General features: G+C 40.6%; 22 protein-coding genes and 1 pseudogene. 21 read left to right on the top strand and 2 right to left on the bottom strand.

What is annotated here, in order from left to right:
• Positions 1–55 precede the first annotated feature (55 nt).
• The 6 genes from sufC (at position 56) to QEZ38_RS07000 (ending at position 6,930) form a co-directional block, all read left to right on the top strand.
• Complete coding sequence (gene sufC / locus QEZ38_RS07025; protein WP_000114489.1) at positions 56–826, top strand: Fe-S cluster assembly ATPase SufC; 771 nt, start codon at positions 56–58, stop codon at positions 824–826.
• Between the two features lie 27 nt (positions 827–853).
• Complete coding sequence (gene sufD / locus QEZ38_RS07020; protein ID WP_281335444.1) at positions 854–2,116, top strand: Fe-S cluster assembly protein SufD; 1,263 nt, start codon at positions 854–856, stop codon at positions 2,114–2,116.
• Positions 2,117–2,126: 10 nt separating this feature from the next.
• Positions 2,127–3,353 carry a cysteine desulfurase gene (locus QEZ38_RS07015; protein WP_281335443.1) on the top strand — a complete coding sequence of 409 codons (1,227 nt, stop codon included), beginning with the start codon at positions 2,127–2,129 and terminating at the stop codon, positions 3,351–3,353.
• Complete coding sequence (gene sufU, locus QEZ38_RS07010; RefSeq protein ID WP_281335442.1) at positions 3,340–3,780, top strand: Fe-S cluster assembly sulfur transfer protein SufU; 441 nt, start codon at positions 3,340–3,342, stop codon at positions 3,778–3,780. The genes QEZ38_RS07015 and sufU overlap by 14 nt, the downstream gene beginning before the upstream one ends.
• A 57-nt stretch (positions 3,781–3,837) precedes the next feature.
• Complete coding sequence (gene sufB / locus QEZ38_RS07005; protein WP_000797053.1) at positions 3,838–5,250, top strand: Fe-S cluster assembly protein SufB; 1,413 nt, start codon at positions 3,838–3,840, stop codon at positions 5,248–5,250.
• A 282-nt stretch (positions 5,251–5,532) separates the two neighbouring features.
• Positions 5,533–6,930, top strand: coding sequence for an APC family permease (locus QEZ38_RS07000; protein WP_281335441.1), 1,398 nt, complete (start codon positions 5,533–5,535; stop codon positions 6,928–6,930).
• Positions 6,931–6,966: 36 nt separating this feature from the next.
• On the opposite strand, the gene pbp3 is transcribed toward QEZ38_RS07000, so the two are convergent.
• On the bottom strand, positions 6,967–8,208 hold the full coding sequence (gene pbp3, locus QEZ38_RS06995; RefSeq protein WP_281335440.1) for a D-alanyl-D-alanine carboxypeptidase PBP3: 1,242 nt from the start codon (positions 8,206–8,208) through the stop codon (positions 6,967–6,969).
• A 105-nt stretch (positions 8,209–8,313) separates the two neighbouring features.
• On the opposite strand from pbp3, the gene QEZ38_RS06990 reads away from it, so the two are divergent.
• The 15 genes from QEZ38_RS06990 to QEZ38_RS06920 all read left to right on the top strand — a co-directional run bounded on the left by QEZ38_RS06990 (position 8,314) and on the right by QEZ38_RS06920 (position 22,381).
• The gene (locus QEZ38_RS06990) at positions 8,314–9,423 is read left to right on the top strand and encodes an AI-2E family transporter (RefSeq protein WP_075231255.1); all 1,110 of its coding nucleotides are present in this window, start codon (positions 8,314–8,316) and stop codon (positions 9,421–9,423) included.
• A 411-nt stretch (positions 9,424–9,834) separates the two neighbouring features.
• Entirely contained in the window at positions 9,835–11,031 is a 1,197-nt protein-coding gene (gene tuf / locus QEZ38_RS06985) for an elongation factor Tu (RefSeq protein WP_001040718.1), read from the top strand.
• A 157-nt stretch (positions 11,032–11,188) separates the two neighbouring features.
• Positions 11,189–12,298, top strand: a complete 1,110-nt coding sequence (proB, locus tag QEZ38_RS06980) for a glutamate 5-kinase (RefSeq protein WP_075231254.1) — start codon at positions 11,189–11,191, stop codon at positions 12,296–12,298.
• A gap of 9 nt (positions 12,299–12,307) precedes the next feature.
• On the top strand, positions 12,308–13,570 hold the full coding sequence (locus tag QEZ38_RS06975) for a glutamate-5-semialdehyde dehydrogenase (protein WP_281335439.1): 1,263 nt from the start codon (positions 12,308–12,310) through the stop codon (positions 13,568–13,570).
• A 3-nt stretch (positions 13,571–13,573) separates the two neighbouring features.
• Positions 13,574–14,371, top strand: coding sequence for a pyrroline-5-carboxylate reductase (proC, locus tag QEZ38_RS06970; RefSeq protein ID WP_281335438.1), 798 nt, complete (start codon positions 13,574–13,576; stop codon positions 14,369–14,371).
• 119 nt (positions 14,372–14,490) lie between these two features.
• Complete coding sequence (gene tmk, locus QEZ38_RS06965; protein ID WP_045763718.1) at positions 14,491–15,129, top strand: dTMP kinase; 639 nt, start codon at positions 14,491–14,493, stop codon at positions 15,127–15,129.
• Complete coding sequence (locus QEZ38_RS06960; protein WP_153224999.1) at positions 15,126–16,022, top strand: DNA polymerase III subunit delta'; 897 nt, start codon at positions 15,126–15,128, stop codon at positions 16,020–16,022. Before tmk ends, QEZ38_RS06960 begins: the two co-directional genes overlap by 4 nt.
• Before the next feature lie 24 nt (positions 16,023–16,046).
• Positions 16,047–16,364 (top strand): DNA replication initiation control protein YabA, encoded by a 318-nt coding sequence (gene yabA, locus QEZ38_RS06955; protein ID WP_001034369.1) that lies wholly within the window; start codon positions 16,047–16,049, stop codon positions 16,362–16,364.
• Between the two features lie 2 nt (positions 16,365–16,366).
• Positions 16,367–17,245 (top strand): 16S rRNA (cytidine(1402)-2'-O)-methyltransferase, encoded by an 879-nt coding sequence (gene rsmI / locus QEZ38_RS06950; RefSeq protein ID WP_281335437.1) that lies wholly within the window; start codon positions 16,367–16,369, stop codon positions 17,243–17,245.
• Between the two features lie 134 nt (positions 17,246–17,379).
• Positions 17,380–18,714, top strand: a complete 1,335-nt coding sequence (trmFO, locus tag QEZ38_RS06945) for a methylenetetrahydrofolate--tRNA-(uracil(54)-C(5))-methyltransferase (FADH(2)-oxidizing) TrmFO (protein ID WP_281335436.1) — start codon at positions 17,380–17,382, stop codon at positions 18,712–18,714.
• Positions 18,715–18,800: 86 nt separating this feature from the next.
• Positions 18,801–19,535, top strand: a complete 735-nt coding sequence (gene pyrH / locus QEZ38_RS06940; RefSeq protein ID WP_000433488.1) for a UMP kinase — start codon at positions 18,801–18,803, stop codon at positions 19,533–19,535.
• A gap of 9 nt (positions 19,536–19,544) precedes the next feature.
• Positions 19,545–20,102, top strand: coding sequence for a ribosome recycling factor (frr, locus tag QEZ38_RS06935; protein ID WP_001262232.1), 558 nt, complete (start codon positions 19,545–19,547; stop codon positions 20,100–20,102).
• Between the two features lie 60 nt (positions 20,103–20,162).
• Positions 20,163–21,017 (top strand): RNA-binding virulence regulatory protein CvfB, encoded by an 855-nt coding sequence (gene cvfB / locus QEZ38_RS06930; RefSeq protein ID WP_281335435.1) that lies wholly within the window; start codon positions 20,163–20,165, stop codon positions 21,015–21,017.
• 7 nt (positions 21,018–21,024) lie between these two features.
• The gene (locus tag QEZ38_RS06925; protein ID WP_001232087.1) at positions 21,025–21,240 is read left to right on the top strand and encodes a YozE family protein; all 216 of its coding nucleotides are present in this window, start codon (positions 21,025–21,027) and stop codon (positions 21,238–21,240) included.
• A gap of 154 nt (positions 21,241–21,394) precedes the next feature.
• Positions 21,395–22,381: a PhoH family protein gene (locus tag QEZ38_RS06920; RefSeq protein WP_281335434.1), complete on the top strand. Its 987-nt coding sequence runs from the start codon at positions 21,395–21,397 to the stop codon at positions 22,379–22,381.
• On the opposite strand, the pseudogene QEZ38_RS06915 reads toward QEZ38_RS06920, so the two are convergent.
• Positions 22,347–23,325: pseudogene (locus QEZ38_RS06915) on the bottom strand (transposase). The gene QEZ38_RS06920 and the pseudogene QEZ38_RS06915 sit on opposite strands and share 35 nt — an antisense overlap.
• Between the last annotated feature and the right edge of the window lie 202 nt (positions 23,326–23,527).

Genomic DNA, 23,527 nt, shown 5'->3' with positions numbered 1-23,527 from the left:
AAGGACAATTTTCTAGCAAAAATGGTAAAACGGATTGAAAAAGAAAGGAACTATCATGTCAGTATTAGAGATCAAAGATCTTCACGTTGAGATTGAAGGAAAAGAAATTTTAAAAGGGGTTAATCTGACTCTTAAAACAGGAGAAATTGCAGCTATCATGGGACCAAATGGTACCGGTAAGTCTACTCTTTCAGCTGCTATTATGGGGAACCCAAACTATGAAGTCACTAAAGGTGAAGTCTTGTTTGACGGTGTGAACATCCTTGAATTGGAAGTGGATGAGCGTGCGCGTATGGGACTTTTCCTAGCTATGCAATACCCATCAGAAATTCCTGGAATTACCAACGCTGAGTTTCTTCGTGCAGCTATGAATGCTGGTAAAGAAGACGATGAGAAGATTTCAGTTCGTGAGTTTATCACTAAATTGGATGAGAAGATGGAATTGCTCAACATGAAAGAAGAAATGGCAGAGCGTTACCTCAACGAAGGTTTCTCTGGTGGTGAGAAAAAACGTAATGAAATTCTTCAACTCTTGATGTTGGAACCAACTTTTGCCCTTTTGGATGAGATTGACTCTGGTCTCGATATTGACGCTCTTAAGGTTGTGTCTAAAGGTGTCAATGCCATGCGTGGTGAAGGTTTTGGTGCTATGATTATCACTCACTACCAACGTCTTTTGAACTACATCACACCTGATGTGGTACACGTGATGATGGAAGGTCGTGTTGTCCTTTCAGGTGGTCCAGAATTGGCTGCGCGTTTGGAACGTGAAGGATACGCAAAACTAGCTGAAGAACTTGGCTACGACTACAAGGAAGAATTGTAATTCCCTCGTATCTTTTAGGAGAAGTAAATGACTAAAGAAAATATTAAACTTTTTTCAGAAATGCACGCTGAACCAAGCTGGTTGGCTGATCTCCGTCAAAAAGCTTTTGACAAGATTGAGACTTTGGAATTACCAGTTATTGAGCGTGTCAAATTCCACCGTTGGAATCTGGGTGACGGAACGATTACAAAAAATGAGCCATCAGCAAATGTTCCGGATTTCACAGCTCTAGATAATCACTTAAAATTGGTTCAAGTAGGAACACAAACAGTTTTTGAGCAAATTCCAGTTGAATTGTCTGAGCAAGGGGTGGTCTTTACAGACTTCCATTCAGCTTTAGAAGAAATTCCAGAGCTTATTGAGGAATTCTTCATGTCATCTGTTAAATATGATGATGACAAGTTGGCGGCCTACCATACAGCATACTTTAACAGTGGTGCTGTTCTCTACATTCCTGATAACGTAGAAATCACAGAACCAATCGAAGGTATTTTCTACCAAGACAGCGATAGCGATGTGCCGTTTAACAAGCATATCCTTATTATCGCGGGTAAGAATAGTAAGATTAGCTACCTTGAACGTCTTGAGTCACGTGGCCAAGGTAGTGCTAAGGCAACTGCCAATATCACAGTAGAAGTCATCGCTCGTTCTGGCGCGCAAGTGAAGTTTGCAGCGATTGACCGTCTAGGCGAAAATGTTACAGCCTACATTAGCCGCCGTGGTAAATTGGGCAACGATGCAAATATTGACTGGGCTATCGGTGTCATGAACGAAGGAAACGTCGTTGCAGACTTTGATAGTGACTTGATTGGTAATGGTAGCCATGCAGATCTTAAGGTCGTTGCCCTATCAAGTGGTCGTCAGGTACAAGGGATTGATACACGAGTGACTAACTATGGTTGCAACTCAATCGGAAATATCCTACAACATGGGGTTATCCTTGAAAAAGCAACTTTGACCTTCAATGGTATCGGTCACATCATCAAAGGAGCTAAGGGAGCAGATGCCCAACAAGAGAGCCGTGTTCTCATGCTTTCTGACCAAGCGCGTTCAGATGCCAACCCAATTCTCTTGATTGATGAAAATGATGTTACTGCGGGTCACGCGGCTTCTATCGGACAAGTAGATCCAGAAGATATGTACTACCTCATGAGCCGTGGCTTGGACAAGGCAACTGCAGAGCGCTTAGTTGTTCGTGGTTTTCTTGGATCTGTTATCGTTGAGATTCCAGTCAAAGAAGTTCGCGATGAAATGATTGCAACTATTGAAGAAAAATTGTCAAAACGCTAAGGGGAAGCCTATGTTAGATGTAGAAGTGATTCGTAAGGATTTTCCAATTTTAGACCAGATTGTCAACGACGAGCCTTTGGTCTATCTGGATAATGCTGCGACGACACAAAAACCACTAGCAGTTCTGGAAGCCATTAATCACTACTATGAGCAGGACAATGCCAATGTTCACCGTGGAGTTCACACTTTGGCAGAACGAGCGACAGCATCCTATGAAGCTGCTCGTGAAACTATTCGTAAGTTCATCAATGCAGGCTCTACCAAGGAAGTCCTCTTTACTAGAGGTACCACAACCAGTCTCAACTGGGTGGCACGCTTCGCTGAGGAAATCTTGACTGAGGGAGACCAAGTTTTGATTTCTGTCATGGAACACCATTCCAATATAATTCCATGGCAGGAAGCTTGTCGCAAGACTGGGGCAGAGCTTGTCTATGTCTATCTCAAAGATGGCGCTCTGGATATGGATGACTTGCGATCTAAATTGACGGATAAGGTTAAGTTCGTTTCACTAGCACATGCTTCCAACGTTCTTGGAGTGGTCAATCCTATCAAAGAAATCACGCAAATGGCTCATAAAGTTGGAGCTATTATGGTTGTAGATGGTGCTCAGTCTACACCGCATATGAAGATTGATGTCCAGGACTTGGATGTAGATTTCTTTGCTTTCTCAGGTCACAAGATGGCTGGTCCGACAGGCATCGGTGTTCTTTATGGCAAAGAAAAGTATCTGGAACAAATGTCACCGGTGGAGTTTGGTGGCGAGATGATTGATTTCGTTTATGAACAATCTGCAAGCTGGAAGGAATTACCTTGGAAATTTGAGGCTGGAACTCCTAATATGGCAGGAGCGATCGGACTTGCAGCTGCCGTGGATTATCTTGAAAAGATTGGTATGGATGCGATTGAAGCCCATGAACAAGAATTGATCGCATATGTCTTTCCAAAATTACAGGCAATTGAAGGTTTGACCATTTACGGTTCGCAAGATTTGGCTCAACGTTCAGGTGTCATTGCCTTTAACCTAGGAGACCTTCATCCTCATGACCTTGCGACTGCTCTGGATTATGAAGGAGTAGCAGTTCGAGCGGGTCACCATTGCGCTCAACCTTTGCTCCAGTATTTGGACGTTCCAGCAACAGCTCGTGCAAGTTTTTATATCTATAATACCAAGGCAGACTGCGACAAGCTAGTCGATGCCTTACTAAAGACAAAGGAGTTTTTCAATGGCACTTTCTAAACTAGATAGCCTTTATATGGCAGTGGTAGCGGACCATTCGAAAAATCCCCATCACCAAGGGAAGTTAGAAGACGCTGAACAAATCAGTCTCAACAATCCAACCTGTGGTGATGTGATTAATCTCTCTGTCAAGTTTGATGCAGATGATCGTTTGGAAGATATCGCTTTTCTAAACTCTGGTTGTACGATTTCAACTGCCTCTGCTAGTATGATGACAGATGCAGTCTTAGGAAAGACCAAGCAAGAAATCCTAGAGCTTGCAACCATCTTTTCTGAAATGGTGCAAGGTCAAAAGAATGAGCGTCAAGATCAACTTGGAGATGCAGCTTTCTTGTCAGGAGTTGCCAAATTTCCGCAACGAATTAAATGCGCAACCCTAGCTTGGAATGCCCTTAAAAAAACAATTGAAGACCAAGAAAACAAATAAGACAAAGTTTCTTTGTTTTATTAATCATAAGTAATGAAGAATGAAAGAAAGGATATTATGGCTGAAGAAAGAGTAGAACCAAAACCAATTGATCTTGGTGAATATAAATTTGGTTTCCATGACGATGTAGAGCCTGTCCTATCGACAGGAAAAGGATTGAATGAAGATGTCATTCGTGAACTATCAGCTGCAAAGGGAGAACCTGAGTGGATGTTAGAATTCCGTTTGAAGTCTTATGAAACCTTCAAAAAAATGCCCATGCAAACTTGGGGAGCAGACTTGTCAGAGATTGATTTTGATGACCTGATCTATTACCAAAAACCATCTGATAAACCAGCCCGTTCTTGGGATGAAGTTCCTGAAAAGATTAAGGAAACATTTGAACGTATCGGGATTCCAGAAGCTGAGCGTGCTTATCTAGCTGGGGCCTCTGCCCAGTATGAGTCAGAAGTCGTTTATCACAACATGAAGGAAGAGTTCCAGAAATTGGGGATTATCTTTACAGATACGGATTCTGCCCTCAAGGAATACCCAGACTTGTTTAAACAATACTTTGCCAAGTTGGTACCGCCGACAGATAACAAGTTGGCAGCCCTCAACTCAGCAGTATGGTCGGGTGGAACCTTTATTTACGTACCAAAAGGGGTCAAGGTAGATATCCCACTTCAAACTTACTTCCGTATCAACAACGAAAATACAGGTCAGTTTGAACGTACCTTGATTATCGTTGATGAGGGTGCAAGTGTCCACTACGTAGAAGGATGTACAGCGCCAACTTATTCAAGTAACAGTTTGCATGCTGCCATTGTAGAAATCTTTGCCTTGGACGGAGCTTACATGCGTTATACAACCATCCAAAACTGGTCTGATAACGTTTATAACTTGGTAACCAAACGTGCCAAGGCCTTGAAAGATGCGACTGTTGAGTGGATTGATGGAAACTTAGGTGCCAAAACAACCATGAAATATCCATCTGTTTACCTTGATGGAGAAGGAGCACGTGGAACTATGCTTTCGATTGCCTTTGCTAATGCAGGGCAACACCAAGATACTGGTGCTAAGATGATCCACAATGCTCCACATACAAGCTCGTCTATCGTATCTAAATCCATCGCCAAAGGCGGAGGAAAGGTTGACTACCGTGGACAAGTGACCTTTAATAAGAACTCTAAGAAATCTGTTTCTCACATTGAGTGTGATACTATTATCATGGATGACCTGTCAGCATCAGATACTATTCCATTTAATGAAATTCATAACTCGCAAGTTGCTTTGGAGCACGAAGCCAAGGTATCTAAGATTTCTGAAGAACAACTCTATTACCTCATGAGCCGTGGATTGTCAGAATCTGAGGCAACAGAGATGATTGTCATGGGATTTGTAGAGCCCTTCACAAAAGAACTTCCAATGGAATATGCAGTTGAGCTCAACCGCTTGATTAGCTACGAGATGGAAGGATCAGTCGGATAAACTTTATGAACAGAAACTGAGGCTGGGACAAAAGTCCTAGCCTCTCAATTGTCTTTGGATTGTCGAGCAAGACGCAGTGGTTGAGTGGGCTCTACTTCGCTGATTTCATCAGCTTTTACAGCCCTACTCAACTGTGCGGAGGTGGGACGACGAAATCGAATTCTAACGAATTACCGATTTCTGTCCCACTCTCAGTTTTTTTGACGAAAGATACTTATAAATATTCACAAAAAGTCTTTTGTATGGTAAAATAATACAATCACATAAAGTGGGGGATGAAATATGAATATTTTTAGAACCAAAGACGTTAGTCTAGGTAAAACGGAAATGCACCGCCATTTGAAATTATGGGATTTAATTCTTTTGGGAATTGGTGCTATGGTGGGAACAGGTATTTTTACCATTACAGGAACAGCTGCAGCAACACTAGCAGGACCTGCCCTTGTGGTATCGATTGTAATTTCTGCTATCTGTGTATCCTTATCTGCTCTCTTTTTTGCAGAATTTGCTTCTCGTGTTCCTGCAACGGGTGGAGCATATAGTTATTTATATGCAATTTTGGGAGAATTTCCAGCCTGGATAGCTGGTTGGTTAACCATTATGGAATTTATGACAGCAGTTTCAGGTGTTGCTTCTGGTTGGGCGGCCTATTTTAAGGGTTTGCTTAGCCATTATGGAATTTCCTTGCCACAAGCCTTAAATGGAACTTTTAATCCTAAACATGGTACTTATATCGATTTTTTACCAATTTTAGTAATTCTACTTGTTACAGGCGTTGTACTTTTAAATTCGAAAGCAGCTCTTCGTTTTAATTCTATTCTTGTTGTTTTAAAATTTTCTGCTCTTGCTTTATTTATCCTAGTTGGAATTTGGTACATTAAACCTGAAAATTGGTCAGATTTTGCACCATTTGGTTTTGGTCAAATTTATGGTGGAAGCACTGGAATTATGGCAGGTGCTTCACTCATGTTCTTTGGATTCTTAGGGTTTGAGTCCATTTCTATGGCAGTTGATGAAATTCAAAGTCCACAAAAGAATATTCCACGTGGGATTGTTTTATCCTTAACCATTGTAACCATTCTGTATGCCTTGGTTACCTTGATATTGACAGGTATCGTTCATTATAGCAAGCTCAATGTTGATGATGCAGTGGCTTTTGCTCTTAGAAGTATTGGTATTGGTTGGGCAGCTAATTACGTTTCTCTCGTTGCTATTTTTACTTTGATTACGGTATGTATTTCCATGACTTACGCCTTGTCTCGAATGATTTATAGTTTGGCACGTGATGGGCTCATGCCTCAGAGTTTCAAACAAGTGACTAAGACCAGTCGTGTCCCTAAGAATGCAACTATCTTAACTGGTGTTGTTTCAGCAATTGCAGCTGGGATCTTTCCACTTGCAAGTATTGCAGCCTTTCTCAATATCTGCACCTTAGCCTATCTTATTCTCCTAGCCTATGGGATCATCAAATTGAGAAAAGATAAGGGGATGCCAAAAGAGGGAGAATTTAAAACTCCTCTGGTTCCTTTTTTACCAATCTTGTCTATTCTGATTTGCCTTTCATTTATGCTTCAATATACCCTTGAAACATGGATGGCATTTGGACTAGCTTTATTAATAGGCGTTATTATTTACTTTGTTTATGGATATAACCATTCGACTGTAGCTAAAAATGAATAAAGAAAAAAATCGCGAAATTCGCGATTTTTCGATTTTTTATAACTTCTCGTTAACAAAACGAACGAAGCGATTCCACCAAACTTTTAAGAAGAAGGCTTTTTCGACATTTTTTTCTGCGACCATCTCAAAACTAGGTTTGTCAGTTGTAATGTATCCTTGACCAACTAGATCTTTATCTTCATAAGTGAGGTGCCCAACCACTGTTCCTGCTTCAAGTGGTGCAGTATGTTCAGTAGTATCAGCGGTATAGTTGATAGTTGATTGAGCTCGACTGCCTAGACGTTGTACGATCTTGATATCTTCTTTTGCGACTGCTGTAACACTATCATCTTTACCATCTAAGACAGGACTTTTACTATCCTCATAACTTTCACCCTGCTTGACGATTGTCTGGAGAGCAAAGTTTGAAGAAATATAATCTAAAAGAGAAGAAGTAGCTGTAAAGCGTGCATATGGATTGGTATCTTGGTTGTTAGCGTTTAAAACAACAGTAATGATGCGCATTCCTTTTTCGACTGTAGTACCTACAAAGGATGCTCCAGCCTTATCAGTCGTACCAGTCTTAAGTCCGTCAACACCACCACGGTAGGCAGGCATTCCCTCCAACATATAGTTGGTAGAATTAATGGTCATGCCAGCGAAAGTAGAAGAAGGCTTCTTAGTGATTTCTAAGACCTGAGGATACTTGAGAATCAGATTACGAGCTACGATAGCTACATCATAAGCACTTAATTTGTTTTCATCATCTTTCTTAGAACCAGGATAGATATTAGCGCCGAGAGTTTCATTGTTGAGGCCGGTTGTGTTGACGAGTGTAGCATCTTGGATTCCCCATTCTTCTAGTTTGGCCTTCATCATATCTACAAAGTTCTTCTCAGAACCGGCAATTTTTTCAGCTAAAGCGATAGCAGCACTGTTAGCGCTAGATACCAAAGTCGCTTCTAGCAATTCCTCAACTGTGTAGTTACGAGCTTCCATAGGAACGTTACTCGCTTCAGAATTAGTAGTGAGCTGGTAAGGATAATCTGAGATTTCTACAGGAGTAGAAAGAGTGATTTTGCCTTGCTCTAGAGCTTCATATACTAGGTAAACGGTAAGTAGTTTACTGATAGAGGCAATTTCAACCGGTTGGGTCGCATCTTTTTCATACAAAATCTTACCACTGTTAGCCTCAACAGCGATGGCATGTTTTGCTGCGACATCAAAATCCTGAGCAAAAACAGTAGTAGCAGAACCAAATGAAATAAGCGTGATTAATGTTAAAAATAATTTCTTCATAGTAACTTTATTCTATCATAAAGACAAAAAATATTCTTGTTTTTATGATGAAGGCTATCAATCTTTTTTGAAATATGGTAAAATAGGGAAAAGAGGAGGTGGCCTATGTTTCGGAGAAACAAACTATTCTTCTGGACAACTGAAATTCTACTAATAACCTTAATTTTCTATCTATGGAAAGAAATGGGTGCTATTATTACACCCTTTGTCAGTGTTGCAAATACAATCATGATTCCTTTTTTACTGGGAGGATTTTTGTATTATCTAACCAACCCAATTGTTATCTTTTTAGAGAAGGAATGTAAAATCAATCGAATCATTGGGATTTTGTTAACCCTTTGTGCCTTAGTTTGTGCACTCGTACTTAGTTTTGTTTATCTGCTGCCGATTTTGATTAATCAGTTAAGTAGCTTAATTTACTCGAGTCAAAACATTTACGGTCGTCTTCAAGATTTAGTCATTGAGTTATCAAAACATCCAGCCCAGCAAAATCTAGATATCCAACAAACTATTCAGCAACTGAACCTCTCTTATGTTGATATTTTGCAAAATATCTTGAACAGTGTGACAAATAGTGTTGGAAGTGTTCTATCTGCACTCGTAAGCACTGTATTGATTATCATCATGACACCAGTTTTCTTGATTTACTTATTACTTGATGGGCATAAATTTTTACCCATGCTAGAAAGAACTATATTAAAACGAGATAAATTGAACATATCTGGTTTATTGACAAACCTAAATACAACTATTTCTCGTTACATTAGTGGAGTGTCTATAGATGCAGTTATTATTGGATGTTTAGCTTTTATCGGTTATAGTGTGATTGGTCTAAGATATGCCTTGGTCTTCGCCATTTTTTCTGGATTGGCTAATTTGATTCCGTATGTAGGACCAAGCATTGGCTTGATTCCAATGATTATCTCAAATCTCTTCACCGATCCTCATAAAATGATTATTGCTGTCATTTATATGTTGATTATTCAGCAAGTTGATGGAAATATTTTATATCCACGTATCGTGGGTGGAGTTATGAAGGTTCACCCGATTACTATTTTAGTCTTGCTTTTATTATCAAGTAATATTTATGGTGTGATTGGGATGATTGTTGCTGTTCCAACCTATTCCATTTTAAAAGAGATTGCTAAATTCTTAGCGCGACTGTATGAAAATCATAAGGAAGCACAAGAAGTTAAGAAACATCTATCAGAATAAAGATGTCGGGATAAAAAATCCCGACCTTTTTTTGATCATTGTATCTTTGGCGCTGTAGTTGATCAAACTTTTTATTGGTTTTAAACTCTCAAATCTCTTATGATGAAACTTTAATTTTTCAATACATATTTTTTTACAAACAACTGAATGATTGAAGTCTTTCGGGGCTGAATATAGGAAATTCAGACTTGGGTTATTGATTTATGGTCTATCGCTTTTTGTGAAAATAAGCCTATTTATAGATATTTTAAATCAATTGGTAGAGGAAGTAGAGCAAGAATAAGAATAATTCACAAAAACTTTGTAAAACACTTGCAATTTAGCTGAAATTTGATAAAATAGTAAGGAAAGTTAGACTGTATTGCCTACTGTCTATCTATAAAATATATTTTATTGGAGGCTTTTACTCAAATGGCAAAAGAAAAATACGATCGTAGTAAACCACACGTTAACATTGGTACTATCGGACACGTTGACCACGGGAAAACTACCCTAACTGCAGCTATCACAACTGTTTTGGCACGTCGCTTGCCTTCAGCAGTTAACCAACCTAAAGACTATGCGTCTATCGATGCTGCTCCAGAAGAACGCGAACGCGGTATCACAATCAACACTGCGCACGTTGAGTACGAAACTGAAAAACGTCACTACGCTCACATCGACGCTCCAGGACACGCGGACTACGTTAAAAACATGATCACTGGTGCCGCTCAAATGGACGGAGCTATCCTTGTAGTAGCTTCAACTGATGGACCAATGCCACAAACTCGTGAGCACATCCTTCTTTCACGTCAGGTTGGTGTTAAACACCTTATCGTCTTCATGAACAAGATCGACTTGGTTGACGACGAAGAATTGCTTGAATTGGTTGAAATGGAAATCCGTGACCTTCTTTCAGAATACGACTTCCCAGGTGACGATCTTCCAGTTATCCAAGGTTCAGCTCTTAAAGCTCTTGAAGGTGACTCTAAATACGAAGACATCATCATGGAATTGATGAACACTGTTGATGAGTACATTCCAGAACCAGAACGTGACACTGACAAACCATTGCTTCTTCCAGTCGAAGACGTATTCTCAATCACTGGACGTGGTACAGTTGCTTCAGGACGTATCGACCGTGGTACTGTTCGTGTCAACGACGAAATCGAAATCGTTGGTATCAAAGAAGAAACTAAAAAAGCAGTTGTTACTGGTGTTGAAATGTTCCGTAAACAACTTGACGAAGGTCTTGCAGGAGACAACGTAGGTGTCCTTCTTCGTGGTGTTCAACGTGACGAAATCGAACGTGGACAAGTTATCGCTAAACCAGGTTCAATCAACCCACACACTAAATTCAAAGGTGAAGTTTACATCCTTACTAAAGAAGAAGGTGGACGTCACACTCCATTCTTCAACAACTACCGTCCACAATTCTACTTCCGTACTACTGACGTTACAGGTTCAATCGAACTTCCAGCAGGTACTGAAATGGTAATGCCTGGTGATAACGTGACAATCGACGTTGAGTTGATCCACCCAATCGCCGTAGAACAAGGTACTACATTCTCTATCCGTGAGGGTGGACGTACTGTTGGTTCAGGTATGGTTACAGAAATCGAAGCTTAATTCGATTTAGTTCCCAGAAGAACAATTATTTAAGTCAGACACTAAAAGAATCTTGCTATGCAAGGTTCTTTTTTTGTGATCAAAAGTGAGAGAGTTACTTTTTTACAATTTCATAAAATCATGGTAAAATGGTTAAATATTAAATTTGGAGAAAAATATGAAGTACAAGCGTATCGTATTTAAAGTTGGAACTTCATCCTTGACACATAAAGATGGAAGTTTATCTCGCAGTAAAGTAAAAGCTATCACACAACAGCTTGCAATGCTGCATGAAGCAGGTCATGAGCTGATTTTGGTATCTTCTGGGGCTGTTGCAGCAGGTTTTGGAGCCTTAGGATTTAAAAAACGACCGACCAAGATTGCGGATAAGCAAGCTTCAGCAGCGGTTGGTCAAGGATTGCTTCTGGAAGAATATACAACCAATTTGCTCTTAAGACAGATTGTTTCAGCGCAAATCTTGCTAACTCAGGATGATTTTGTCGATAAGCGACGTTATAAAAATGCCCATCAAGCTTTGTCAGTCCTGCTTAATCGTGGTGCGATTCCTATTATCAATGAAAATGACAGTGTCGTTATTGATGAGCTCAAGGTCGGAGATAATGATACACTTAGTGCCCAGGTTGCAGCAATGGTGCAGGCAGATCTTTTGGTCCTCTTAACAGATGTAGACGGTCTTTATACTGGTAATCCTAACTCGGATCCAAGAGCTAAACGTCTGGAGAGAATTGAGACCATCAATCGTGAAATTATTGATATGGCTGGTGGATCAGGATCATCTAATGGAACTGGTGGAATGCTGACTAAGATAAAGGCAGCGACCATTGCGACAGAGTCAGGAGTACCGGTTTATATTTGTTCATCCTTGAAAGCTGATGCTATGATAGAGGCGGCAGAGAAGACTTTGGATGGTTCTTACTTTGTTGCACAGGAAAAGGGACTTCGTACCCAGAAGCAGTGGCTGGCCTTTTATGCCAAAAGTCAGGGAGCAATTTGGGTTGATAAAGGGGCGGCAGAAGCCCTCTCTCAACATGGAAAGAGTCTCCTTTTATCAGGGGTTGTAGATGTTGAGAGCAACTTTTCTTATGGCGATATTGTTACTGTTTTTGATAAGGAAACTGGAAAATCACTTGGAAAAGGTAGAGTACAACTAGGTGCATCGGGGCTGAAAGATGTCCTTCGTTCTCAAAAAGCCAAGGGAGTCCTGATTCACCGTGATGACTGGATTTCCATTACTCCTGAAATCCAACTACTCTTTACAGAATTTTAGAGGTAAACTATGGTAAGTACACAAGAACAATTTGAACAGGTACAGGCTGTTAAAAAATCAATCAACACAGCTAGTGAAGATGTGAAAAATCAAGCCTTGCTAGCCATGGCTGATCACTTAGTGGCTGCTACTGAGGAGATTTTAGCGGCCAATGCCCTCGATATGGAAGCGGCCAAGGGAAAAATCTCAGATGTTATGTTGGATCGTCTTTATTTGGATGCAGGACGTATTGAAGCAATGGCAAGAGGGATTCGTGAAGTGGTTGCTTTACCAGATCCAATCGGTGAAGTTTTAGAAACGAGTCAGCTTGAAAATGGCTTGGTTATTACCAAGAAACGGGTGGCTATGGGGGTTATTGGCATTATCTATGAAAGCCGTCCAAATGTGACATCTGATGCGGCTGCTTTGGCTCTCAAGAGTGGAAATGCGGTTGTTCTTCGTAGTGGGAAGGATGCCTATCAAACTGCCCATGCTATTGTTAAAGCCTTGAAGAAGGGCTTGGAGACAACGACCATTCATCCTGATGTGATCCAACTGGTGGAAGATACTAGCCGTGAAAGTAGCTATGCTATGATGAAGGCCAAGGGCTATCTAGACCTTCTCATTCCTCGTGGAGGGGCTGGCTTAATCAATGCAGTGGTTGAGAATGCTATTGTACCCGTTATCGAGACAGGGACAGGGATTGTTCATGTTTATGTCGATAAGGACGCAGACGACGATAAGGCTCTATCGATCATAAACAACGCTAAAACTAGTCGTCCTTCAGTCTGCAATGCCATGGAAGTGCTGCTTGTTCATCAAGACAAGGCGGCAAGCTTCCTTCCTCGCTTGGAGCAAGTTTTGGTTGCCGATCGAAAGGAAGCTGGTCTTGAACCGCTTCAATTCCGTTTAGATGAAAAAGCTAGTCAATTTATTTCAGGTATAGCAGCAGAGCCACAAGACTTTGACACCGAGTTTTTAGACTATATCCTAGCGGTTAAGGTCGTGAGCAGTTTAGAAGAAGCGGTTGCCCATATTGAAGCCCACAGTACCCATCATTCGGATGCTATTGTGACAGAAAATGCTGATGCTATAACTTACTTTACAGATCAAGTGGACTCGGCAGCGGTTTATGTCAATGCTTCAACTCGTTTCACCGATGGTGGCCAATTTGGTCTTGGTTGTGAAATGGGGATTTCTACTCAGAAACTGCATGCGCGTGGTCCAATGGGCTTAAAAGAATTGACTAGCTATAAGTATGTAGTTACTGGTGACGGACAGATAAGGGAGTAAGAGATGAAGATTGGATTTATAGGTTTGGGAAATATGGGTGCTAGTTTAGCTAAGGTAGTCTTGCAGGCAAAAACTAGTCATCAGATTCTCCTTGCTAATCGTAGTCAAGCTAAGGTGGATGCTTTTATTGCCAATTATGGTGGTCTGGCTTCTAGCAATGACGAAATCTTTGCAGAAGCAGATGTGATTTTTCTAGGAGTTAAACCAGCACAGTTCTCAGAACTGCTTTCTCAATATCAGCCAGTCCTTGAGAAACGAGAAAGTCTTCTTTTGATTTCCATGGCTGCTGGTTTGACCTTGGAAAAACTTGCTAGTCTTCTTCCAAGTCACCATAGGATTATTCGTATTATGCCTAATACCCCTGTTGCTATTGGGCAAGGAGTGATTAGTTATGCCTTGTCTGCAAATTGTCATCCAGAAGACAATGAACTATTTTGTCAACTGTTAGCCAAGGCTGGCCAGTTAGTTGAATTAAGCGATGCTTTAATAGATGCAGCAACAGGGCTTGCAGGCTGTGGACCAGCCTTTGTCTATCTATTTATCGAAGCCTTGGCGGATGCAGGTGTTCAGACAGGATTGCCACGAGAAATGGCTCTGAAAATGGCGGCTCAAACAGTAGTTGGTGCAGGTCAAATGGTACTAGAAAGTCAGCAACATCCTGGAGTCTTAAAAGACCAAGTTTGCAGCCCTGGAGGTTCGACCATTGCTGGTGTAGCAAGTCTAGAAGAACATGCTTTTAGAGGAACCGTTATGGATGCTGTCAACCAAGCCTACAAAAAAACTCAAGAATTAGGTAAATAAGAGGTGAGTGTTAAAACTCACCCTCTTTTTTTCTTACAAAGAAGGAAATGAAAAAAGCTTTTCACAAATCCCCATTTTTTTGATAGAATAGAAGAGAGAAAAATAGAAATGAGTCAGACATGTCAAAAGGATTTTTAGTCTCTCTTGAGGGACCAGAGGGAGCAGGAAAAACAAGCGTTCTTGAAGCCCTAATCCCTGTACTAGAGGATAGGGGAGTAGAAGTTTTAACAACCCGTGAACCAGGTGGGGTCTTAATTGGAGAAAAAATTCGCGAAGTTATCCTAGATCCTAGTCATACTGAAATGGATCCTAAGACTGAGCTTCTCCTCTATATTGCTAGTCGTCGACAACACTTGGTGGAAAAGGTCTTACCAGCACTTGCAGCTGGAAAACTGGTTATCATGGATCGATTTATTGATAGTTCGGTTGCTTATCAGGGCTTTGGGCGTGGTTTAGATATCGATGCCATTGATTGGCTTAATCAGTTTGCGACTGATGGACTGAAACCTGATTTAACTCTTTATTTTGATATTGAGGTCGAAGAGGGCCTGGCACGTATTGCTGCCAACAGTAATCGGGAAGTCAATCGTTTGGACATGGAAGGTCTGGATCTACACCGAAAAGTTCGTCAAGGTTACCTTTCTCTTATTGAAAGAGAAGGAAATCGCATCGAAAAAATCGATGCTAGCCTACCACTTGATCAAGTGATTGAAAATACGCAGCAGCTACTTTTTGACAGGATGGGATTAAGGAGATGAAACAAGAGCAATTAAGAGCTTGTCAACCTCTACAATTTGAACGTTTTGTTCATATCTTGGAGCAAGGACAACTCAATCACGCCTATCTTTTTTCAGGTAATTTTGGAAGTTTAGAGATGGCCCTTTTCTTGTCTAAAAGTCTCTTTTGTAGTGAGAAAACTGGTATTTTTCCTTGTGAAAAATGTCGGAATTGTAAATTGATTGAGCAGGAAGAGTTTCCTGATGTGACCATAATTAAACCTCTGAATCAAGTCATTAAGACGGAGCGTATTCGAGAATTAGTTGGTCAATTTTCCCAGTCTGGTATTGAAAATCAACGTCAGGTCTTTATTATCGAACAAGCAGAAAAAATGCATGTGAATGCTGCAAATTCACTCTTGAAGGTTATTGAAGAGCCACAAAGTGAGATTTATATTTTCTTTTTGACCGATGATGAGGAACAGATGTTACCAACAATTCGAAGTCGGACACAGATTTTCCAATTTAAGAAGCAAGTCTCTACTTTAATGTCACAGCTTGAAGAGGCTGGTTTAGTAAAAAATAAAGCTAAGCTATTGGCTCAGTTTAGTCAATCGCAGGCAGAGGCTGATAAGCTTGTCCATCAAGCAGGATTTTGGACACTAGTAGATGAAAGTGAACGCCTCTTTTCTTGGCTTTTAGCCCATAAAAAAGAATCCTATTTGCAAGTTGCAAAATTAACGAGTTTGGCTGATGATAAAGAAAAGCAAGATCAAGTGCTCAGGATTTTAGAGGTACTAGCTGGTCAAGAGATTCTCAATGTTTCAGCTCGAAATATTTTGCAAAATTTCGTCCAAACTCGTAAAATGTGGCGGGCCAATGTTAGCTTTCAAAACGCTTTGGAATACCTCGTTTTACAAAAAAATTTAAAGTAAAGATAGATTATAGAAAGGGCTGTAATGAATAAAAAAGAATTATTTGATGCTTTAGATGACTTTTCACAGCAATTGTTGGTAACCTTGGCAGACGTCGAAGCTATCAAGAAAAATCTCAAGAGTCTGGTAGAGGAAAATACAGCTCTTCGTTTAGAAAATGATAAACTGAGAGAACGTTTGGGAGAGGTTGAGGAGACAGCTCCAGCCAAAACGAAACATGTGAGGGAAAATGTCCGTCGCATTTATGAGGACGGTTTTCATGTTTGCCGTGACTTTTATGGCCAACGTCGAGAGCAAGATGCAGAATGTATGTTCTGTGATGAACTGTTGTTTAGGGAGTAAGTATGCAGATTCAAAAGAGTTTTAAGGGACAATCTCCCTATGGCAAGCTTTATCTAGTCGCAACGCCAATTGGTAATCTAGATGATATGACTTTTCGCGCCATTCAGACCTTGAAAGAGGTCGACTGGATTGCGGCAGAAGACACTCGTAATACGGGACTTTTGCTCAAGCATTTTGAGATCTCAACCAAGCAAATCAGTTTTCACGAACATAATGCCAAGGAAAAAATTCCTGATTTGATTGGTTTGTTGAAACAAGGTCAAAATCTTGCCCAAGTATCTGATGCAGGGATGCCTAGTATTTCTGACCCGGGTCATGATTTGGTCAAGGCTGCCATTAGAGAAGATATCGCAGTTGTCACAGTTCCAGGAGCTAGTGCAGGGATTTCTGCCTTGATTGCTAGTGGCTTGGCACCCCAACCCCACATCTTTTATGGTTTTCTACCACGAAAGTCAGGTCAACAAAAGCAGTTTTTCGAAGCGAAAAAAGCTTATCCAGAAACTCAGATTTTCTATGAATCTCCTCACCGTGTAGCAGATACACTGGAGAATATGCTAGAAGTCTATGGTGATCGCTCGGTGGTCTTGGTTCGTGAATTGACCAAAATCTATGAAGAATACCAACGAGGAAAGATTTCAGAGCTACTAGAAAGTATTTCTGAAACACCACTTAAGGGCGAGTGTCTTCTCATTGTAGAAGGAGCTAGTCAAGAAGTAGAGGATAAGGATGAAGAGGACTTGTTCTCAGAAATCCAAGAACGTATCCAGCAAGGCATGAAGAAAAATCAAGCCATTAAGGAAGTTGCGAAGATTTATCAGTGGAACAAAAGTCAGCTCTACGCTGCTTATCACGAATGGGAAGACAATCAATCCAATGACTAAACAGGGAAGTTTGCCTTCTTCCCTTTTTTTGTTATACTAGTAGAAGAAAAAATTAGAAAGATTTGTGGGTGTTAAACAAGTTAGTGCCTTGTTTTGATATGAACTTAGGTTCCACCCAAAGAGGTATTAGTGTCGTGTCTCAATCTTATATCAATGTTATCGGAGCAGGTTTGGCAGGGTCTGAAGCAGCCTACCAAATTGCAGAACGTGGTATTCCAGTTAAACTTTATGAAATGCGTGGTGTCAAGCCTACACCCCAGCACAAAACAGACAATTTTGCTGAGTTAGTTTGTTCTAATTCTCTTCGTGGAGATGCTTTGACCAATGCTGTTGGTCTTCTCAAGGAAGAAATGCGTCGCTTGGGTTCTGTTATCTTGGAATCAGCAGAAGCTACACGTGTTCCTGCAGGTGGGGCCCTTGCGGTGGACCGTGACGGTTTTTCTCAAATGGTTACTGAAAAGATTGCCAACCATCCCTTGATTGAGGTCGTTCGTGACGAAATTACAGAATTGCCAACGGATGCTATTACAGTTGTAGCGACTGGTCCTTTGACTAGTGATGCTCTTGCTGAGAAAATTCACGCTCTTAATGGCGGTGACGGTTTTTATTTTTACGATGCTGCAGCGCCTATTGTGGATGTCAATACAATCGATATGAACAAGGTTTATCTCAAATCTCGTTATGATAAGGGAGAAGCTGCCTATCTCAATGCTCCGATGACCAAGCAAGAGTTTATGGATTTCCATGAAGCCTTGGTTAATGCAGAAGAAGCACCTCTTAACTCTTTTGAAAAAGAAAAGTACTTTGAAGGTTGTATGCCGATTGAAGTCATGGCCAAACGTGGTATCAAAACTATGCTCTATGGTCCTATGAAACCAGTTGGCCTAGAGTATCCAGATGATTACGAAGGACCACGCGATGGTGACTTTAAAACACCTTATGCAGTCGTTCAACTTCGTCAAGATAATGCAGCAGGTAGTCTTTATAACATCGTTGGTTTCCAAACTCACCTCAAATGGGGAGAGCAGAAGCGTGTCTTCCAAATGATTCCAGGTCTTGAAAACGCTGAGTTTGTTCGCTATGGTGTTATGCACCGTAATTCGTACATGGATTCACCAAATCTTCTTGAGCAGACTTATCGTTCTAAGAAACAGCCAAATCTATTCTTTGCTGGTCAGATGACGGGTGTGGAAGGCTATGTTGAGTCAGCGGCATCAGGTCTAGTAGCTGGTATTAACGCAGCTCGTCTTTTCAAGGGAGAAAGTCCTGCTATTTTCCCAGAAACGACTGCAATTGGAAGTCTAGCCCATTACATCACCCATGCTGACAGTAAACACTTCCAACCAATGAACGTCAATTTCGGAATTATCAAGGAATTGGAAGGCGACCGCATTCGTGATAAGAAGGCTCGTTATGAAAAAATTGCAGAGCGTGCCTTGGCTGATTTGGAAAACTATTTATCCGTTTAAAATTTTCAAAAGAATAACTCATGAGACTATAAAATTCTCAAAAAATGTGATAAAATAGTTTGAATAAAATAAAGGAGCGAAGTCAGGTGGAACCCAAATATAAACGTATTTTGATTAAGTTATCAGGTGAGGCCCTTGCTGGCGAACGTGGTGTCGGAATTGATATTAAAACAGTTCAAGCAATGGCTCAAGAAATTCAAGAAGTACATAACTTAGGTATTGAGATTGCCCTTGTTATTGGTGGAGGAAATCTCTGGCGTGGAGAACCTGCAGCAGAAGCTGGAATGGATCGTGTACAAGCAGACTATACAGGAATGCTTGGAACCGTTATGAATGCTCTTGTGATGGCAGATTCATTGCAACAAGTTGGTGTGGATACACGTGTTCAAACAGCCATTGCCATGCAACAAGTAGCAGAACCTTACGTTCGTGGTCGTGCCCTTCGTCATCTTGAAAAAGGACGCATTGTTATCTTTGGTGCGGGAATTGGTTCACCATACTTCTCAACAGATACAACAGCGGCTCTTCGTGCAGCTGAGATTGAAGCGGACGCTATCTTGATGGCTAAGAATGGGGTTGATGGTGTCTACAATGCTGATCCTAAAAAAGATAAGACAGCTGTTAAATTTGAAGAGTTGACTCACCGTGACGTCATTAATAAAGGTCTCCGTATCATGGACTCAACAGCTTCAACACTTTCAATGGACAATGATATTGACTTGGTTGTTTTCAACATGAACCAACCAGGAAATATTAAACGTGTTGTATTTGGTGAAAATATCGGAACTACAGTTTCAAATAATATCGAAGAAAAGGAATAAGAAATCATTATGGCAAACGCAATCGTAGAAAAAGCAAAAGAGAGAATGACCCAATCTCACCACTCACTTGCTCGTGAGTTTGGAAGTATTCGTGCTGGCCGTGCTAATGCTAGCTTGCTTGACCGCATCCACGTTGAGTACTATGGTGTTGAAACACCACTTAACCAAATTGCTTCTATCACAATCCCAGAAGCGCGTGTCTTGTTGGTAACACCATTTGACAAATCATCTTTGAAAGACATCGAACGTGCTTTGAATGCTTCAGACCTAGGTATCACACCAGCTAACGATGGTTCTGTTATTCGCTTGGTAATCCCAGCTCTCACAGAAGAAACTCGTCGCGACCTTGCTAAAGAAGTGAAAAAAGTGGGTGAGAATGCTAAAGTTGCTATCCGTAATATCCGTCGTGATGCTATGGACGAAGCTAAGAAACAAGAAAAAGCAAAAGAAATCACTGAAGACGAATTGAAGACTCTTGAAAAAGATATTCAAAAAGCAACAGACGATGCTGTTAAACACATCGACGAAATGACTGCCAACAAAGAAAAAGAAATCTTGGAAGTCTAAGAAATAAACAGAAAAACTCAGTTGGCATTGCTGGCTGAGTTTTATTCGAAAGAAGGAAATATGAATACAAATCTTGCAAATTTTATCGTTGGACTCATCATCGATGAAAATGACCGTTTTTACTTTGTTCAAAAGGATGGTCAAACATATGCCCTAGCTAAAGAAGAAGGTCAGCATACAGTTGGTGATACGGTCAAAGGTTTTGCTTACACAGATATGAAGCAAAAATTGCGCCTCACTACTACAGAAGTGACTGCAACTCAGGAACAATTTGGTTGGGGAACCGTAACAGAGGTTCGTAAGGACCTTGGGGTTTTTGTCGATACAGGACTTCCTGACAAGGAAATCGTTGTGTCACTAGATGTTCTTCCTGAACTTAAAGAGCTCTGGCCAAAGAAAGGTGATCGACTTTATATTCGTCTAGAAGTGGATAAGAAGGACCGTATCTGGGGAATCTTAGCTTATCAGGAAGATTTCCAACGATTGGCACGTCCTGCCTACAATAACATGCAGAATCAAAATTGGCCTGCCATTGTTTACCGTCTCAAATTATCAGGAACCTTTGTCTATTTACCTGAGAACAACATGCTTGGATTTATCCATCCAAGTGAGCGCTATGCAGAACCACGTTTGGGCCAAGTGCTAGATGCGCGTGTCATTGGTTTCCGTGAGGTTGACCGAACGCTTAATCTCTCTTTAAAACCACGCTCTTTTGAGATGTTGGAAAATGATGCGCAGATGATCTTGACTTATTTGGAAAGCAATGGTGGCTTCATGACCTTGAATGATAAGTCATCACCAGATGATATCAAGGCTACTTTCGGTATTTCAAAAGGTCAGTTTAAAAAAGCACTCGGTGGTTTGATGAAGGCTGGCAAAATCAAGCAAGATCAGTTCGGCACAGAGTTGATTTAGGAGGCTTATGAGAAAATCATTTTATACTTGGCTGATGACCGAGCGCAATCCTAAAAGCAATAGTCCCAAAGCAATTTTAGCGGATTTGGCTTTTGAGGAGTCTGCCTTCCCAAAGCATACAGATGATTTCGATCAAGTCAGTCGTTTCTTAGAGGAACATGCTAGCTTTTCCTTTAATATGGGAGACTTTGATCGAATTTGGCAAGAATATCTAGAACATTAAGACCACTAGATGGGGTTGGGAATAGTAATTTCTCAGCCTCTTTGCTATAATATAGTCATTCAGTTTAACTTTTACTAGGTCCTAATCGACTTTTTAACTACTAAAAGCAAACGAAACATTATATAAAATTAAAAGAGTTAGAGAGGTTCTTTATTTGAAGGAACATTCAATTGACATTCAACTGAGTCATCCAGATGACCTGTTTCATCTTTTTGGTTCCAATGAGCGCCATCTTCGTTTGATGGAAGAAGAGCTCGATGTGGTGATTCATGCTCGTACGGAGATTGTGCAGGTTTTGGGTGAAGAGCCTGCTTGTGAGGAAGCCCGCCAAGTTATCCAAGCCTTGATGGTCTTGGTCAATCGTGGAATGACTGTTGGAACTCCGGATGTGGTGACAGCCATTACAATGGTTAAGAATAATGAAATCGATAAGTTTGTCGCCCTTTATGAAGAAGAAATTATCAAGGATAATACAGGTAAGCCCATCCGTGTTAAGACCCTGGGTCAAAAGCTTTATGTGGATAGTGTCAAGCAACACGATGTGACCTTTGGTATTGGGCCGGCAGGAACAGGTAAGACCTTCTTAGCAGTGACTTTGGCCGTAACAGCCCTCAAGCGTGGACAAGTCAAGCGAATCATACTGACACGTCCAGCAGTAGAAGCAGGAGAGAGCCTAGGATTTCTACCTGGTGATTTGAAAGAAAAGGTAGATCCTTATCTTCGTCCAGTTTATGATGCCTTGTACCAGATTCTTGGGAAGGATCAAACAACCCGTCTCATGGAACGTGAAATTATTGAGATTGCACCCCTTGCTTACATGCGTGGACGAACCTTGGATGATGCCTTTGTCATTCTCGATGAGGCGCAAAATACGACCATCATGCAGATGAAGATGTTCTTGACACGCCTTGGATTTAATTCTAAGATGATTGTCAATGGGGATATTAGTCAGATTGACCTACCGCGTAATGTAAAGTCTGGTTTGATTGATGCCCAAGAAAAACTCAAGAACATTCATCAGATTGACTTTGTTCATTTCTCAGCCAAGGATGTGGTTCGCCATCCAGTCGTTGCTCAGATTATTAGAGCCTATGAACCTCTACCTGTCAAAGCTGAAGAAAGTGAAGAAGAAACAGAATAAAGAGAAAGGTTGGGCAAAAACTAGCTCTCCAATAAAACCACACAGTGATTTCAGTCTTGAATACAATCAAGCTGAAAGAAACACTGTGTGGTTTTTGAATAGGTGGACGTTTTAGATGCTAGATGCTTTGCTAATTTGGTGTGATTCATGCTCATGAAGATGAATGCTATCTCTATTGAGACGGCTTGTTTGCCTCTGACATGCACTCTGCGCACGCCGAAAACTACCAAAAACGGGTTCAACATCAATTTTCCGTTTGGCGTAAATTTGAGAGCCTTCTTCACTATGTAATGTTTGCGTAAGGAGTTCCTTAAAGCAATTCCAAGTTGGATTATAATGGATTTGTTTCTGATTCCCACTATCTGTTTTAGCCAACTGTTCTAACTCAGGAGTGTCTTGAACTTTATCCGCCTCATAAATCTTGAAATCACGTTGAAAATCATACTTATCGGTTTGACTAGAGTAGTTCTTAAAGGAATAAACTAGGTCGTCGGGATTTATAAACTGGTCCGTGTCCTCAAGATATTCCCAGTTCATTGGCGTATCTGTGCTCGTTTAGTACTTTTTAGTCAATTTTGATTAGGTTGTTGGCATGTTTACTGGAGCGGAAGTTATTAATCGTTTTATAGCTAACATAGGTATCTTGGCTCAACCATTTCATGGGAATGACTTCTTCGTTCATTTGAACGATTTTACGTCCAAAGAACACTTGACGACCATAAGCGAATATGGTCATCTTCATGAGCATGGTTGGATGAAAGGCAGGGCGGCCAGTGTGAGAGGTCTATTTCAGTAATACTTGACTAAGGGATATTGTCAACAAATGGGCTAATCATTCTCGCTTCGTGAGTTGATGGAATATCGTAGGCAAGATTCACTTCCAAACTTAACTGAGTTTTTGGTGGTTTTAGTAGTGGTTCAACTTGATTGCTACTACTTTTGATGGTGTGAATGTATTTATAATGTATTCCAGTTAACCACGAAAGCTTTGGGTTCTATAAAATTAACACATGTTAATAAAAAAATTAATGTATGTTAATTTTTTCTTGACTTAAATTTTTTTAATTGATATACTATTTTTCAGAGAGCTAACAATTATATATAAATGTACTACTCTATTTCCTAGATAATACTTCATAAAACTTT

It is taken from the genome of Streptococcus taonis (assembly GCF_029948085.1).
In the GTDB taxonomy this organism is placed as follows: Bacteria; Bacillota; Bacilli; order Lactobacillales; family Streptococcaceae; genus Streptococcus; species Streptococcus taonis.
The sequence above is the reverse complement of the archived record's forward strand: the minus strand, read 5'-3'. Positions and strand labels throughout refer to the sequence as shown.

What these genes read in the sequence shown, in the direction of transcription:
- sufC (WP_000114489.1), top strand. Translation starts at nt 56, where the DNA reads ATGTCAGTATTAGAGATCAAAGATCTTCACGTTGAGATTGAAGGAAAA.
- QEZ38_RS06960 (WP_153224999.1), top strand. Translation starts at nt 15,126, where the DNA reads ATGAAACAAGAGCAATTAAGAGCTTGTCAACCTCTACAATTTGAACGT.
- sufD (WP_281335444.1), top strand. Translation starts at nt 854, where the DNA reads ATGACTAAAGAAAATATTAAACTTTTTTCAGAAATGCACGCTGAACCA.
- QEZ38_RS06925 (WP_001232087.1), top strand. Translation starts at nt 21,025, where the DNA reads ATGAGAAAATCATTTTATACTTGGCTGATGACCGAGCGCAATCCTAAA.
- pbp3 (WP_281335440.1), bottom strand. Translation starts at nt 8,208, where the DNA reads ATGAAGAAATTATTTTTAACATTAATCACGCTTATTTCATTTGGTTCT.
- QEZ38_RS07000 (WP_281335441.1), top strand. Translation starts at nt 5,533, where the DNA reads ATGAATATTTTTAGAACCAAAGACGTTAGTCTAGGTAAAACGGAAATG.
- proB (WP_075231254.1), top strand. Translation starts at nt 11,189, where the DNA reads ATGAAGTACAAGCGTATCGTATTTAAAGTTGGAACTTCATCCTTGACA.
- QEZ38_RS07015 (WP_281335443.1), top strand. Translation starts at nt 2,127, where the DNA reads ATGTTAGATGTAGAAGTGATTCGTAAGGATTTTCCAATTTTAGACCAG.
- QEZ38_RS06990 (WP_075231255.1), top strand. Translation starts at nt 8,314, where the DNA reads ATGTTTCGGAGAAACAAACTATTCTTCTGGACAACTGAAATTCTACTA.
- sufU (WP_281335442.1), top strand. Translation starts at nt 3,340, where the DNA reads ATGGCACTTTCTAAACTAGATAGCCTTTATATGGCAGTGGTAGCGGAC.
- yabA (WP_001034369.1), top strand. Translation starts at nt 16,047, where the DNA reads ATGAATAAAAAAGAATTATTTGATGCTTTAGATGACTTTTCACAGCAA.
- proC (WP_281335438.1), top strand. Translation starts at nt 13,574, where the DNA reads ATGAAGATTGGATTTATAGGTTTGGGAAATATGGGTGCTAGTTTAGCT.
- tmk (WP_045763718.1), top strand. Translation starts at nt 14,491, where the DNA reads ATGTCAAAAGGATTTTTAGTCTCTCTTGAGGGACCAGAGGGAGCAGGA.
- QEZ38_RS06975 (WP_281335439.1), top strand. Translation starts at nt 12,308, where the DNA reads ATGGTAAGTACACAAGAACAATTTGAACAGGTACAGGCTGTTAAAAAA.
- frr (WP_001262232.1), top strand. Translation starts at nt 19,545, where the DNA reads ATGGCAAACGCAATCGTAGAAAAAGCAAAAGAGAGAATGACCCAATCT.
- tuf (WP_001040718.1), top strand. Translation starts at nt 9,835, where the DNA reads ATGGCAAAAGAAAAATACGATCGTAGTAAACCACACGTTAACATTGGT.
- cvfB (WP_281335435.1), top strand. Translation starts at nt 20,163, where the DNA reads ATGAATACAAATCTTGCAAATTTTATCGTTGGACTCATCATCGATGAA.
- rsmI (WP_281335437.1), top strand. Translation starts at nt 16,367, where the DNA reads ATGCAGATTCAAAAGAGTTTTAAGGGACAATCTCCCTATGGCAAGCTT.
- sufB (WP_000797053.1), top strand. Translation starts at nt 3,838, where the DNA reads ATGGCTGAAGAAAGAGTAGAACCAAAACCAATTGATCTTGGTGAATAT.